This window comes from Salinimonas iocasae, assembly GCF_006228385.1.
GTDB lineage: Bacteria > Pseudomonadota > Gammaproteobacteria > Enterobacterales > Alteromonadaceae > Alteromonas > Alteromonas iocasae.
Window position 1 is genome coordinate 1516778 of the sequence record NZ_CP039852.1, and the last position, 14219, is coordinate 1530996.

Annotated in this window: 8 protein-coding genes and 1 tRNA gene; 6 read left to right on the forward strand and 3 right to left on the reverse strand. The window is 48.7% G+C overall.

All coding sequences use genetic code 11. The features are described 5' to 3' along the window. Positions 1-43: 43 nt before the first annotated feature. A complete protein-coding gene (gene metG, locus FBQ74_RS06635; RefSeq protein WP_139755927.1) occupies positions 44-2107 on the reverse strand; it encodes a methionine--tRNA ligase in 2064 nt (687 codons plus the stop codon). Between the two features lie 109 nt (positions 2108-2216). On the opposite strand from metG, the gene apbC reads away from it, so the two are divergent. The 4 genes from apbC to FBQ74_RS06655 all read left to right on the forward strand — a co-directional run bounded on the left by apbC (position 2217) and on the right by FBQ74_RS06655 (position 6099). Then, complete coding sequence (gene apbC, locus FBQ74_RS06640; RefSeq protein ID WP_139755928.1) at positions 2217-3305, forward strand: iron-sulfur cluster carrier protein ApbC; 1089 nt, start codon at positions 2217-2219, stop codon at positions 3303-3305. 101 nt (positions 3306-3406) lie between these two features. Then, positions 3407-4015: a dCTP deaminase gene (gene dcd, locus FBQ74_RS06645; protein ID WP_139755929.1), complete on the forward strand. Its 609-nt coding sequence runs from the start codon at positions 3407-3409 to the stop codon at positions 4013-4015. 100 nt (positions 4016-4115) lie between these two features. Next, a tRNA-Pro gene (locus tag FBQ74_RS06650) sits at positions 4116-4192 on the forward strand. A gap of 449 nt (positions 4193-4641) precedes the next feature. Continuing rightward, positions 4642-6099: a BCCT family transporter gene (locus tag FBQ74_RS06655; protein ID WP_232371984.1), complete on the forward strand. Its 1458-nt coding sequence runs from the start codon at positions 4642-4644 to the stop codon at positions 6097-6099. A gap of 162 nt (positions 6100-6261) precedes the next feature. On the opposite strand, the gene FBQ74_RS06660 is transcribed toward FBQ74_RS06655, so the two are convergent. Beyond that, the gene (locus FBQ74_RS06660; protein WP_139755931.1) at positions 6262-7029 is read right to left on the reverse strand and encodes an NF038132 family protein; all 768 of its coding nucleotides are present in this window, start codon (positions 7027-7029) and stop codon (positions 6262-6264) included. A gap of 216 nt (positions 7030-7245) precedes the next feature. Continuing rightward, complete coding sequence (locus FBQ74_RS06665; protein WP_139755932.1) at positions 7246-8712, reverse strand: DUF3360 family protein; 1467 nt, start codon at positions 8710-8712, stop codon at positions 7246-7248. Positions 8713-8926: 214 nt separating this feature from the next. Here FBQ74_RS06665 and sbcD point away from each other — a divergent pair, with 214 nt between their 5' ends. Together sbcD and FBQ74_RS06675 are read left to right on the forward strand one after the other, a co-directional pair. Beyond that, a complete protein-coding gene (gene sbcD, locus FBQ74_RS06670; RefSeq protein ID WP_139755933.1) occupies positions 8927-10162 on the forward strand; it encodes an exonuclease subunit SbcD in 1236 nt (411 codons plus the stop codon). Beyond that, entirely contained in the window at positions 10159-13830 is a 3672-nt protein-coding gene (locus FBQ74_RS06675) for an AAA family ATPase (protein ID WP_139755934.1), read from the forward strand. Before sbcD ends, FBQ74_RS06675 begins: the two co-directional genes overlap by 4 nt. Positions 13831-14219: the final 389 nt, after the last annotated feature.

The window sequence follows — 14219 nt, forward strand, 5'->3', positions numbered from 1 at the left end:
CTAAAAAAGGCAGCCGGAGCTGCCTTTTCAATTCAATAGACGTTTATTTAACACGCATGCCAGGTTCAGCGCCTTCGTGCGGTTCCATAATGTACAAGTTTTTGCCGCCGGGGCCTGCTGCAAGCACCATACCTTCAGAAAGTCCGAAGCGCATTTTACGCGGTGCAAGGTTAGCCACCATAACGGTGTGCTTACCAATCAGTGAAGCAGGATCATACGCAGACTTAATACCGGCAAACACCTGACGTTTTTCACCGCCCAAATCCAGTTCAAGACGTAGTAATTTATCAGCGCCTTCTACATGCTCCGCATTGGCAATGCGCGCAACGCGTAAATCAACTTTGGCAAATTCCTCAAAGCTGATAGTGTCGCTGACCGGGTCCTTTGACAATGGTGTATCTTTAGCCGGTGTGACAGGAGCAGCTGCTTCCAGGCTTTCCTTTGATGCTTCAATCATTTTATCAATTTTTTCCATCTCAACACGCTGCATCATCGGTTTGAATTTGTTGATTGCGTGGTCTTTCAGTACTTCCTGACTGCTCTGCCAATTCAGCTCATCATTCAAAAAGCTTTCTGCTTTTTGTGCCAGAACAGGCAGAATAGGTTTCAGATAGGTCACCAGAATCCGGAACATATTGATACCCAGCGAGCACACATCGTGCGTAAACTGCTCTTTTCCTTCTTCCTTAATAGTGACCCACGGTGCATTTGCATCTATAAACTGATTGGCTTTATCGGCCAGGGTCATAATCTCGCGTACGGCCTGATGATACTTTCTGCTTTCATAAAGCTGAGCAATACGTTCTGCAGCATCGTGAAACTGTTGAAGCAACGCTTCATCAAGAACAGTTTCAGACAGTCTTCCATCAAATCGCTTAGTAATGAAACCTGCACAGCGACTGGCGATATTCACGACCTTACCTACCAAATCAGAATTCACTTTCTGGGCAAAATCAGTAAAGTTGAGGTCGATATCAGATACGCCATCGCCCAGTTTGGCGGCAAAGTAATAACGTAAGTATTCCGGGTTGAGGTGTTCAAGGAACGTGCGCCCTTTAATGAACGTACCACGGGATTTTGACATCTTGGCACCATTCACTGTAACAAACCCGTGAATGTTTACCCCTGTCGGCTTTCTGTAACCTGCGCCTTCAAGCATTGCAGGCCAGAACAAACAATGGAAATAGGTAATATCTTTGCCGATGAAATGGTAAAGTTCTGTGTCAGAACCCGCTTTCCAGAACGCATCAAAGTCGAGGTTATGGCTATCGCAATAATTCTTAAAGCTGGCCATATAGCCTACCGGGGCATCCACCCATACGTAGAAGTATTTGTTGGTGGTGCCAGGAATCTCAAAGCCAAAGTAAGGCGCATCGCGACTGATATCCCATTGCTGAAGACCTTCTTCGAACCACTCCTGCAGCTTATTGGCCATTTCATCCTGCAACGCACCTGAGCGGATCCAGCCTTTAAGCATCTCCTCAAATTTAGGCAGGTCAAAAAAGAAATGCTCTGATTCTTTGAGTACGGGCGTTGCACCTGACACGACACTTCTTGGATTTTTAACTTCCGTGGGGCTGTAGGTTGCGCCGCAGACATCGCAGCTATCGCCATTTTGATCTTCTGCACCACAGCTTGGGCACGTGCCCTTTACAAAACGATCCGGCAGAAACATTTCTTTCTGCGGGTCGTATAACTGGTTAATCACGCGCTTGCTGATATAGCCGGCATCATCCAGACGCGTATAAATCTCTTCGCAGATTGCCTTGTTTTCAGGCGAATGAGTCACATAATAGTTATCGTACTCAACAAAAAAGTCCTGCAGATCCTGATGGTGCTCAGCACGGGTCTTCTCTACCATCTCTTCTGGCGTAATACCCAGTTCCTGGGCTTTAAGCATAACCGGCGTACCGTGAGCATCATCAGCGCACACGCTGTAAATCTCATGGCCACGCAGCCGTTGAAAGCGGGTCCAGATATCGGTTTGAATATGCTCAAGTAAGTGGCCCAGATGGATAGAGCCGTTAGCATAAGGCAGAGCACTGGTCACCAGAATACGACGTTGCTCGGCCGATGCTGATGCTGAAGACGAAGGGGTCTGTGACATAATGACTTTTACTGTTGTTAACCGTTACTCAAAATGGCTGCAAATACTAGCTGAAAATCGTTGTTTTTGCATTACGTAATTGCTGTTCAGTCTACTTTAGAGGTACTTCATGTTTTTCAGGCGCAAAACTCACCCGGTTCAGGATTTTATATCCAGGGTGCTGGCAGATTATTTTTCTCTGGAAAAGGAAGATGTCGCAAGTTGGGTGTCGGTGGATGGCGCATCGGTATCCATCGTTTTACCATTTGCATGTAAAACACAACATGAGCAGATTAACGCGTACCTTTTGCAGCAGTTAGCGCAGAGCTCGCTCTCTGTTGATGAGATTACTGTGACTGGCCAGATCCATACCGGACAAACCAAACAGCCCCCGGTGAAGAATATCAAAAATGTTATTGCTATTGCCTCCGGCAAAGGCGGGGTAGGTAAATCTACCACGGCAGTGAATCTGGCCTATGCGCTACAACAGGAAGGCGCGCGCGTAGGGATTCTTGATGCAGATATATACGGGCCGTCAATTCCCATTATGTTAGGTAATGAAGATGCCAGCCCGCGTAGTGCAGATAATAAGCACATGGAGCCACCTGAAGCCTGGGGACTGGTAGCTAACTCAATTGGTTATCTTGTACCGGCAGAGGATGCGGCGGTCTGGCGAGGGCCCATGGCCAGCCGGGCGCTGAAGCAGATTCTGGATGAGACACTGTGGCCGATGCTTGATTATCTGATTATAGACTTGCCACCGGGGACCGGAGACATACAGCTGACAATGGCGCAGCAAATACCGGTAACCGCATCGATTATTGTTACCACACCGCAGGATCTGGCGCTGGCCGATGCGCAAAAAGGTATAGCGATGTTTAATAAAGTCAATGTGCCCGTACTCGGGCTGGTGGAAAACATGAGTTTCTACCAGTGCGTAAAATGCGGTCACAAAGACCCAATTTTTTCGGAATTTGGTGCAGAATCGCTGGCGGATAAATACGGACTGCCTTTGTTAGGGGCGCTACCCCTGAATACGCAAATTCGTGAGCATGCTGATGCAGGCACACCGCTTGTGGTCACCCAACCCGACAGTGAACTGGCCGTCACATATCGGGAGATTGCTCGCGCAGCTTCTATGAGTCTGGCGCTAACGGTACCCCCCGCTCAGGATGATTCGCATATTAAAGGCGACCCTATCTCGTTTAAACCTGGTTGATAGAAAAACTCAATTTTTGTGAAACTGGCTGTTACGGCGCTTGTGAGACACCATCACTACCCGCATAATAGCGGGCCAATGTAGGGCGCAGAGAGTACGCTATGAGATTGTGCGATCGGGATATTTATCAATATCTGCAGGATGGAAAAATCACTATTACGCCGACACCGGATTACGACAAAATCAGTGGTGTAACGGTTGATATTCGCTTAGGGAATAAGTTCAGGGTATTTGAGGATCATCAGGCGCCGTACATCGATTTGAGCGGGCCGAAAGCACAGGTACAGGAAGCGCTTAACTCCGTAATGAGTGATGAGATTGAACTGGCCGATGGAAAAGCCTTTTTTCTTCACCCCGGAGAGCTGGCTTTGGCCGTCACTCATGAGTCTGTCACTTTGCCGGATAATATTGTCGGCTGGCTGGACGGGCGCTCTTCGTTAGCCCGATTAGGCTTAATGGTGCATGTTACTGCGCATCGCATTGACCCGGGCTGGTCTGGCAACATTGTTCTTGAGTTTTTCAACAGTGGAAAACTGCCTTTGGCACTGCGGCCAATGATGAAAATTGGGGCGCTGAGTTTTGAAGTATTATCTCAGCCGGCAGAGAAGCCCTACAACGCGCGCCATGATGCCAAGTACAAAGGGCAGGCCGGCGCGGATGCCAGCAGAATTGACTCTGATGAAGAGCCGGGCAGCGATAACTCTGCCTAAAACGCGCAAATAAACAGCGTTTAGTGTAATTTCCGCTAAAAAACGCTATCAGGCAATTGCATTCGAAGAAAATTTAAGTACACTTGTCCGCTCTTTCGGTCGGTGTGTAGCGCAGCCTGGTAGCGCACTGTCATGGGGTGTCAGGGGTCGGAGGTTCAAATCCTCTCACACCGACCAATCTCTTCCTCGCTTTCAGCGATGCCCCAATTTTAAATATCAGAATACTCGCTAGATTTATCTTTCGATTGAACGTATAAAAATCCAGGTTCTGTTCAAATATTCTGATTCTATTTTTAATTTTTTTGTACAAGATATGAAAAACTTGAACCTCAAAACACTCGCTCACTTCGCAATTATTTCTTCATAACTCCAAATCAGTCAGTTATATATTTTTTACATTTCAACATGTCTCCTGGCTATTGTTCATCAGCGTTGTAGAGCGTCTGCAATGAGAATTAGCACAATCAATATAGCTAAAATTTAAAATATTAAAGAATCAAATCAATCAGATTTTTGTGTTTTTGTGTACAAGGATGTTTTACCTCACAAGAATAAAAATAGGGAAACTGATGGAGGAAGCGCTAAGTAATTTTTGGAGTAAGATAACTTCACGGATGGAGCCAGCGGTGTTTTTTGGCTCTGCATTTGTCGTTATTCTGTTTTGCATCTTCGGTGGTTTTTTTACCGATACTTCAGCGAGCGTTTTTGAAGCAGCGCAAAAATGGGTGAGTACGAACCTGGGAGGGTATTACATGGTGATAACCTCAGGTTTTTTACTTTTCACTTTGTGGCTGGGCTTAGGGCCCTTCAGAAAAGTAAAACTCGGACCTCCTGACTCGAAGCCTGATTATTCTACTTTATCCTGGTTATGTATGCTGTTTAGTGCCGGCATGGGAGTGGGTATTGTTTTCTGGGGTGTGGCTGAACCTATCTCTCATTTTACTGATCCACCTTTTGCTCAAGCAGAGTCTCAAGCAGCCGTGGGGGAAGCAATGCGCTATAGCTTTTTCCACTGGGGACTTCACCCCTGGGCGATTTACATTATTCTGGGCGTCTCACTGGCTTACTTTCACTTTCGCCACAAATTGCCGCTTGCTCCACGGGCTATACTCTATCCAATTTTTGGCCGTAAGGTAATGGAAGGGCCGGTGGGCCATGCAGTCGATATTTTATGCGTGGTAGGTACGCTTCTGGGGGTTTCTACATCGCTGGGATTAGGCGCTATGCAGGTGAATTCCGGGGTAAGCAGCTTTTCAGATATTCCTACTGACAAAATCACCCAAATTAGCCTGATAGGTATCATCACTGCGATAGCCACAGTCTCAGTTGTAGTAGGGCTAAAGCAAGGCATAAGACGCCTAAGTCAGTTCAACCTTATTATGACAGTTGTCTTATTGCTATTCGTATTCGTGATGGGGCCTACGTGGTTCATTCTCGAGCTAATGTCCACCAGTATAGTAGAGTATTTTCAGTTTCTTCCTCAAATGAGTTTGTTTGACTCATTTGAGGAAGAGAGCGACTGGCAGGCTACATGGACTTATTATTATTGGGGATGGTGGATCTCCTGGTCGCCGTTTGTAGGTATCTTTATTGCCCGAATATCTAAAGGCCGGACAATCGGTGAATTTGTATTTTATGTGCTTTTGTTGCCAAGTCTCTTTACCTTTTTCTGGTTTGCAACATTTGGTGGAACAGCCCTTCATGCGCAAATGAATGGTTCTGAGATAGCACAGGTTGTCGATGAAAATGTTGGGTTTTCATTGCATGCTTTACTTCAGGATCTGCCGTTAGCAAGTATAACTTTGGTCTGGGCAACGCTGGCAATAATGGTGTTCTTTATTACCTCTTCTGATTCCGGGTCTTTCGTGGATGACATGGTAACCTCTGGTGGTCATCCCAATCCGGCAAAGCCACAACGCGTATTTTGGGCGGTATCTGAAGGCGCTGTCGCGGCAACCTTATTGCTGGTAGGCGGACTCAGCGCAATACAAAACGCGTCTATATCAATGGGGGCGGTGATGTCCCTGGTATTAGTTCTTGCTTGTTTTGCGCTTGTTAAGTCCCTGCGTAGGGACCAAAAATAGTATCAACCCGGGCATGCTGGTTTTAGCTGGTATGCCCGCAAATATTCTTTTCAGCATGACACCGTGATTACTTTAGAAAAGCAGACATTACTTGTCTATGACGGTTTGTGAAGTGTTAACTAAACAGGGCCGCAGCCTCCAACCCTGTTTAAATTAGATAGATTATCTTTTCCGGCGTCTTGCAGTAAGACCAAACAATACCCCGCCGACTAAAAGTAAAGAGGCAGGTGCCGGTACAGACGCTGAAGGAGGGGGAGGGGTGATATCCTCGTTGTTTATCTCGATGTTATCGAACAACAGCGCTGAATCATATAGACTATCACTCCAGTTTGTTACGCCAAGAGAAAGCATGTAACTACCTGCCTCATCGATAGTGAATAGCGATTCAATCCATCCTGTGTTACCGCACCCTGTGTCGTAACAGGTGCCACTGTCTTCTCCCAGCTCAGAAAAGCTGGTGGCCCCGTCAATAGTGGTCACCTCTGATGGGATGAGAGTCGCCGTCGGATCTGGCATGTCAAAGCCGGGAACAGTATTGCCATCAGGAGTAGAGCGCGCAGTGAATAAGGTCGCGACTAATTCTCCCGTATCATCCATCAATTGTGCCCACGCATAGTCAGCAAATCCGGCACCATCAGAAGTAATGTAATTAAAGAAAAAGCTTAGCTCGTCACCCGCTTCAACAGTAAAGGCCGAAGAGATTATAGTAGAGCCGTCTGTTTCTTCACCCAGGTCCAATCCAGTCTGCTCAACGCCCAGATTAGTAGAAACATAACCAAACTCCCCGCCTTCCGGTGAGGCGCCAATGTCTCCGTTAGGCATGGCGGTACCAAAATTACCGGTGCCACTCCACACGATATCCGCCTGAGCTGTACCTGAAAGTAAAAGTGCTAACGCGGCACCTACAACTTTTTTATTAAATAAATTCATAGCGTTGTCCATTATTTGTATGAAAGGTACTTCTTTGTGCGCAAAACAACCTGCAATCGGTAATAGCATGAAACAGGCCATTACAAATATTTAATGTAGTGATGCGGCCGGGCGGGTTATTGTTCAATTAAGATACTGTCCTAATGTAAGGTATTCAGACAGTAAAAAAGTAGTATGGAACTGCCTGTGCGGTGAATCGGCACAGGCAGTAAGCGTTTATCGGAACGCTGGCAGCAATGCCGGTACACCGGGAAACATACCGATGACAGCCATTACCGCGCATAAAACGATGAATGCGATGCCCGGAATAATCCATCGGCCACCTTTGCCCAGCTCGTGAGCGCGATCCTTACAACCCACCAGACCGGCGTTATCCAGCAGCATGGCAAATGACCAGCCAAATACCGGATTGACTATCACAGAAGAGATAACAACAAGTGCAGCAGACTGTGTGGTTTTACCTTCCCGTGTCATCTGCATGCCCGCTTCCATCAGGGGCAGAAATACGCCTACAATCAGCGCAACACTGAGCACCGGCGGCCAGACTGCAAGATCCATCGGATAGCCCCAAATAGCAGCAACAATGCACAGGATGCCGGTAACCACGGCGCCAGCAGGGATAGGACGTCTGGCGATAGATGCAGGGATGATGTATGTGCCCCATGATGACGAGATATTACCACCGCCCAGCAGGCTACCTACAGCCTGACGTGTCGAGGCTGCCATCATGGTATCGTCTATATTCATTTGTACGCGTTCGGTTTTTTGCGGATAACTGATTTTCTGAAATACCTGATGGCCCAGGAAGTCAGGTGACCACATTGCCACGGCTAAAACGGCGAAAGGCAGTACAGCGACAAAGTGCGACCAGTCGGGCCAGCCCAACTGCCAGCCGGTAGATTCTCCCCACCAGTAAGCCGGATTCATATTAGGCACCCCCGGCTGTGTGGAAAACTCAAAAGGGGCACCCATCGCCAGCGCGATAACGGCGGCCACGCCAGCGCCAAGCGGAATTGCTAGCCAGCGCTTTTGAATATGTTCCAGCCAGGCATACATAACTACAGTAGCAATAAGCACCACGAATGCCATGTAGCCTTTATCAAAGCCCTGCGCCCAGGTGAAGAGCTTCTCAACCTGTCCTGAGATTCCGATAAAACCGAGATAAAGCAATAGCCCGCCGCAGACCCCATTGCTGGTCAGCCGGGCCAGTAAGCTACCGCCTTTGGTTACTCCCAGCAGAAATCCAAAGAGTCCAACCAATAGCCCCAGTGCCATCGGGTGACCGCCTGATGCAACAATAAGTGGCACCAGTGGTATAAGAGGGCCATGTGTACCTGCCAGATTAGCAGATGGGTTTAAAAAGCCGGATATGAGAATCACGAACAGCACGGCCGCGATAATCAACTCAAAGCGAACATTCTCGATAACAAACTCTGAACTAAGTCCCAGTGGTGCTGCAAAGGCTCCCACAATAGCGGCGACCATCACAATTTTGCCAATGGTAGCTGCCATGCCGGGCACCAGGTCTTCCCATTCGAAACGGTAGTCGCGGCCAGGCAGGTTAGGACGCCAGCGTTTGGGAGACATTACCTGTAATTCATGCTCCAGGTAATCTGCGCGGGAAGCAAACTCAGCGCGGGGCCGGCTTAAATCAGTGTATGTTGTAGCGCGTTTGTCGGACATATCGACCTCTTGTTATTAATGCGCCGGTCAGTCTAGAAGCCTGGGAAGGGGGCAACAATGCGACCCTGGTCTTAGACGTACCAGATGAAAACCACATAAAGTGAGCCTGCCCAGCCGGTACGCAAGCCTTTCGTTTTACGGTAAAATCATTTCCTGATTTGTATTTGCTGATCTGCAAGGTGCGCCCTGTCGGCCAGATTCAAGGAGTGGTTGTTTGAGAATTTTGCATACGTCTGACTGGCATCTGGGGCAGACCTTTTTCACTAAAACCCGAAAGTCTGAACACGACGCGTTTTTAAAGTGGTTATTAGCATTAAGCGAAAAAGAGTGTGTTGATGCCATTATTGTGGCGGGGGACATCTTCGATACCGGCACGCCGCCAAGCTATGCCCGGCAACTTTACAACCAGTTCGTGGTAGATCTGCAGAAGCAGCGTTGTCAGCTGGTGGTGCTGGGGGGTAACCATGATTCAGTATCGGTGCTTAATGAATCGCGCCAGTTGCTGTCTTGCCTGAATACGCACGTAATTGCCAGTACGGGGATTCCTACCGAAGAACAGGTAATAAGTCTTTACAGCAAAGATAAAGAGGTTGGTGCCATTCTTTGTGCCATTCCCTTTATTCGCCCCAGAGATGTCCTTCTCAGTCAGGCCGGTGACTCTGGCATGGATAAACGTCGGGCTCTTGGCGAAGCAATCACTGAGCATTATAAGGCCGTATATGAGGCAGCGCTGACACAGCGCGAAGCGGTTGGTAAGTCAGTCCCCATCATCGCCACCGGCCATTTAACAGCACTGGGCGTCAGTCAGTCTGACAGTGTCAGGGATATCTACATCGGAACACTTGAAGGGTTCGCGGCAGACGGCTTTCCGCCGGCTGATTATATTGCGCTTGGTCACATTCACCGGCCTCAGACGGTGGCTAAATCTGATCATATTCGCTACAGCGGGTCGCCCATCCCCCTGAGCTTTGATGAGCTGAAACATGCCAAGCACGTGAACATTGTCGACTTTAGCGGTGATAAGCACACAGTACAGGTAAACCCGGTCGAGGTGCCGGTTTTTCAGGCAATGGCCAGTCACAGCGGTACGCTTAAGTCACTGGAGCAGCAGTTGTCGGTCTATGAAAATAGCGAGCAGACAGTATGGCTGAGTCTTGAAGTGCAGTCGCAGGGGTATCTGAGCGATCTTCAGCAGCGTATTGCTGCTATAACAGAACCTTTAAATGCGGAAGTGCTGCAACTTCGTCGTGCCCGGCAAAACACGGCGCACAATGGCGTGCCTGAGCAAAAGGAAACCTTGAGCGAGCTGACGCCTGCGCAGGTGTTTGAGCGACGTCTGGCACTGGAAAACTTTGAGGAAGACGAAGCGGCTCAGTCGCGGAAAACGCGCATCTCACAACAGTTTAATGCGATTTATCAGGAACTGAGAAGCGAGGACAGTGCACAATGAAGATACTGTCGCTGCGACTTAAAAATCTGAACTCATTAAAAGGTGAGTGGAAAATTGACTTTACCGATGCTGATTTTACGCAGAACGGGCTGTTTGCTATTACCGGGCCTACGGGTGCAGGCAAAACAACACTGCTAGATGCGATTTGTCTGGCGCTTTACCACCAGACACCGCGTCTGGGGGCCATCTCCGTCTCGTCTAATGAAATCATGACGCGTGGCTGTGCAGAGTGTCTGGCGGAAGTTGAGTTTGAGGTAAAAGGCATCGCGTACCGGGCATTCTGGAGTATGCGGCGAGCCCGTAATAAGCCGGATGGCAATCTTCAGCAGGCAGATGTAGAGCTGGCAGAGGTGCAAACCGGCAAGCTGTTGGCATCTCAGGTGCGCCAGAAAGTTGAGGAAGTGGAGGCGTTGACCGGCCTGAATTTCGGGCGTTTTACAAAATCAATGATGCTTTCTCAGGGTGACTTCGCAGCTTTTTTAAATGCCTCAGAAGCTGAGCGGGCGGAACTGCTTGAAGAGTTGACCGGAACGGAAATTTACGGTCAGATTTCCCGTGCCGTGCATGAACAACATAGTGAGGCAAAAAACGAATTAAGAGCGTTAAAAGCTCACGCTGAAGGTGTTGAGCTGCTGACAGACGAAGAAAAAGCAGCTTTAACAAAGCAACATACAGGCATAGCGGCACAACTGGCACAATTAACAGAAACGCTGGAGAAGAAATCGCAGCACTTACAGTGGTGGCAGAATCGGGAAAATGCGACAGCGCAATGCCAGCGAGCGCAGCAGGATGTAGACGATGCACAGCAGGAGATAGTCCGGCATCACGCTGAGCGCGAACAACTGGCACGCAGTGAACCTGCTGAAAAGCTAAGAGTGCGCTGGCAACAGCACAAGCAGGCAAAATCCGAACAGGCTTCCAATGCCGCGGAATTAGCACAGCGTGAACAGGCGCTTGACCAGGCTATGGCTGATCGTAACCACAAAGCCAAGGCGTCTGAGGCGAGCCAACATAGCTTATCGGATGTACTGAAGCGTATCGCAGACGAAGAGCAACTCATTACCGACCACATTATCCCGCTTGACGAAAAGGTATCATCGCTTGCGCAGCAGATTGAAGAAAAACGTGAATCGCAGACGCAGTTGAGCACCAGGCGAGATGCAAATCGAGACAAGATAGTGACGCTGGAAAAAAGCGTGGCGGCGCTGACAGAGCAACATGCTGCGGGTCGCGAATTTCTGGAAAAAAATGCACAACTCGGCCATTTATCAAAATCACTTTCAGCTTGGCAGCTTCAGGTACAGCAGCTTGAAAGTGCTGGTCGGGACATTGCGCAATTACAGGAACGCCAGAAAAGCACGCAACAAAGTGTAGATGCGGCTCAGACTGAACTTAGTCGTTCCGTACACCAGGTCCGTATGCTCGACGATGACCGGCAGCAGGCGCTCAGGCACAGCGAAGCTGCCAGTAAAAATCTTGCTGTCCATGAAGCCGAACACGGTACGCAAGCTGAATTGCGCCATAGACTGGTAAGTCTTAACAATCGCTGGCCACACCTGCATGAAGCACAGCATGCACAGGGGCAAGTCAACGTGTTGAATGCACAGCGACAAGCGCAGGATAGTGCGCTGAAAGACGCTGAGTCTGAACGAGCCACCCTGACACAGCAAAGAGAAACATTAAGTGAACAGTATCGCCAATTAAGGCAGCAGCTTGATGATTTAAATCAGTTGTTGTCTCAGGAGGAAATTCTGGCGGAATTCCGGCAAAAATTGCAACACAATGAGCCCTGTCCGTTGTGTGGTTCGGTTGAACATGACAGCGTGCCGTCTCTGGATGTTTCTCAGACAACCGATCGCCGCGAAGAAGCACGGAAGGCCTTAAAAGCGACTGAGGATGAGGGGCGGCAAGTGCGCCAGCAACTTGATTCTCTTGAGCACAATGTGAAGCAGTATCAACAGCAGCAAAGCCACCTGACTTCGCAAATAGAAAGCTACAGTGAGCGTCAGAAGCTGGCTTTACAGGCGTTGCAGGTAACGTCGTCATCAGATGACAGTAATGATCTTAAGCCTCTCGAACAGCAGCTAAAAATTGATATCGAGCACTGCAATGCGTTGTTAGCGCAGCGTGAAAAGCTGGAAAAAGCCGTGAGCGAAGCAGCCACTGCGGCTGAGTCTGCCAGAGACCGGTGGCAGCAGGCTGAAGATCAACGAAGCCGTAATGAACATGCTGCTAATAATGTCAGTCATCAACATAAGCAATTAACAGAGACTATAGCGCAATTGCAGGAACAGCTAAGCGACAATGAAGCCAGTCTCATGCAAAACATTAGTAATGCAGGGTATGAGCTCGAAACTGACGATATCAGTGCATGGCTGAGTAAGCAGGCTGAGAGGTTGCAGACATTTGAAACGACGAGCGAGAAAGTGTCCCGGCTTTCTGCGGACCTGACCGCTGCTAACAGCGAGCTTCGCTCAGTACAGGAGCGCGTTGAAGAAATGTCAGGGCAATGTGAAACCTTAGAAGGTCAGATAGCCGAATTGGAAAGTAGCCGTGTTGCTGCCATAACCAGACGCCATGAATTATTTGGCAATAAGCTTGTTAAAGAGCAGCGCGAATACTGGTCACAGCAACGTCAGCACGCTGAAGACGCCCGCCAGCACGCCCTAACACAGTGGCAGCAAGCAGATAATCACGTGACAGAGCTCACAACTACCGTTTCGCTATTGTCATCCCGCGCTCAGCAACTTGAACAATCTGAACAGCAGGCTAGCCATTCATGGCAAGAGGGCCTCAAAGCCAGCCCGTTTGATGATGAGACGCAGTTTTTAAATGCGTTACTAGAGCAGGAAACCCAGCAGCGGCTGGCGCAAATGAAATCACAGCAGGATGAAAGACTTAGTCGCGCCAAAACCGTATTGGAGACGGCAACGCAAAACTTGTCCCAGATTAACGAGCATGACCATGCCAGCGAGTGGTTGCAATCTGACAAGGCCCAGGTAGAAGACTACATAGCCAGACACAAGGTGATCAGAGATGAGCTGTCGGAGCAAAAGGGTCAGGTATCCCATGCATTATCCAGCGACGAGGTAAAGCGTGAAAAACAACATACGTTGTTGCACAAAATTGCCGCGCAACAATATTATTATGATGACCTGAGTTATTTGCACGGGCTGATAGGCTCTGCCAGTGGCGATAAATTCAGAAAGTTTGCGCAGGGACTGACACTGGACAATCTGGTTTATCTTGCCAACCAACAGCTTAGCAGGCTTCATGGCCGCTATCAGTTATCACGGTCAACAGGCGAGGGATTAGGCCTGTCGGTGCTGGATACCTGGCAGGGTGATGAACAGCGTGATACCAGAACACTTTCCGGTGGCGAAAGCTTTCTGGTTAGTTTAAGCCTTGCTCTGGCGCTATCCGATCTTGTCAGTCATAAAACCAGTATCGACTCCCTGTTTCTCGACGAGGGGTTTGGCACACTGGACGCGCAAACGCTGGATATCGCGTTAGATGCGCTGGATAACCTGAATGCTTCAGGCAAAATGATAGGCGTAATCAGTCATATTGAAGCGATGAAAGAACGTATTCCGACGCAGATTAAAGTAATGCGACAAAGCGGGATCGGGACCAGTGAACTGGCAGCCCGATATCGGGTGGAGTACTAAACGTATAAAAACTTTAAAATTAAAAAGGGCGGCTGCCTTTACAACGCGGCTGCCCCTGCTTCAACATCCCGCTTGAGCTCACGCTTTGCGACGCCTGAGTTACACAAACCGATTGCGCTCACACCATCCACTTATATTCGATAGCATATTAAAACCTCGCAGCGCCTTTCGCTGGTGCCTGCAAATAAACAAATGATGATAAGTAAAAGTCGCAAGTTACGCGAAAATGCTACTAAAATGTTAAAAATGTTGCTGAAGTGTATGTTAACTGCCCTTAAATAAAAATTTATTAAATTGTTCGTTCAAATAACCGTCAATTGCGACCAAAGGATATTGCAGCACGTATCAGTTGTCCGTAAGCTTCGGCTCATATCAGTTATTTGCGACGT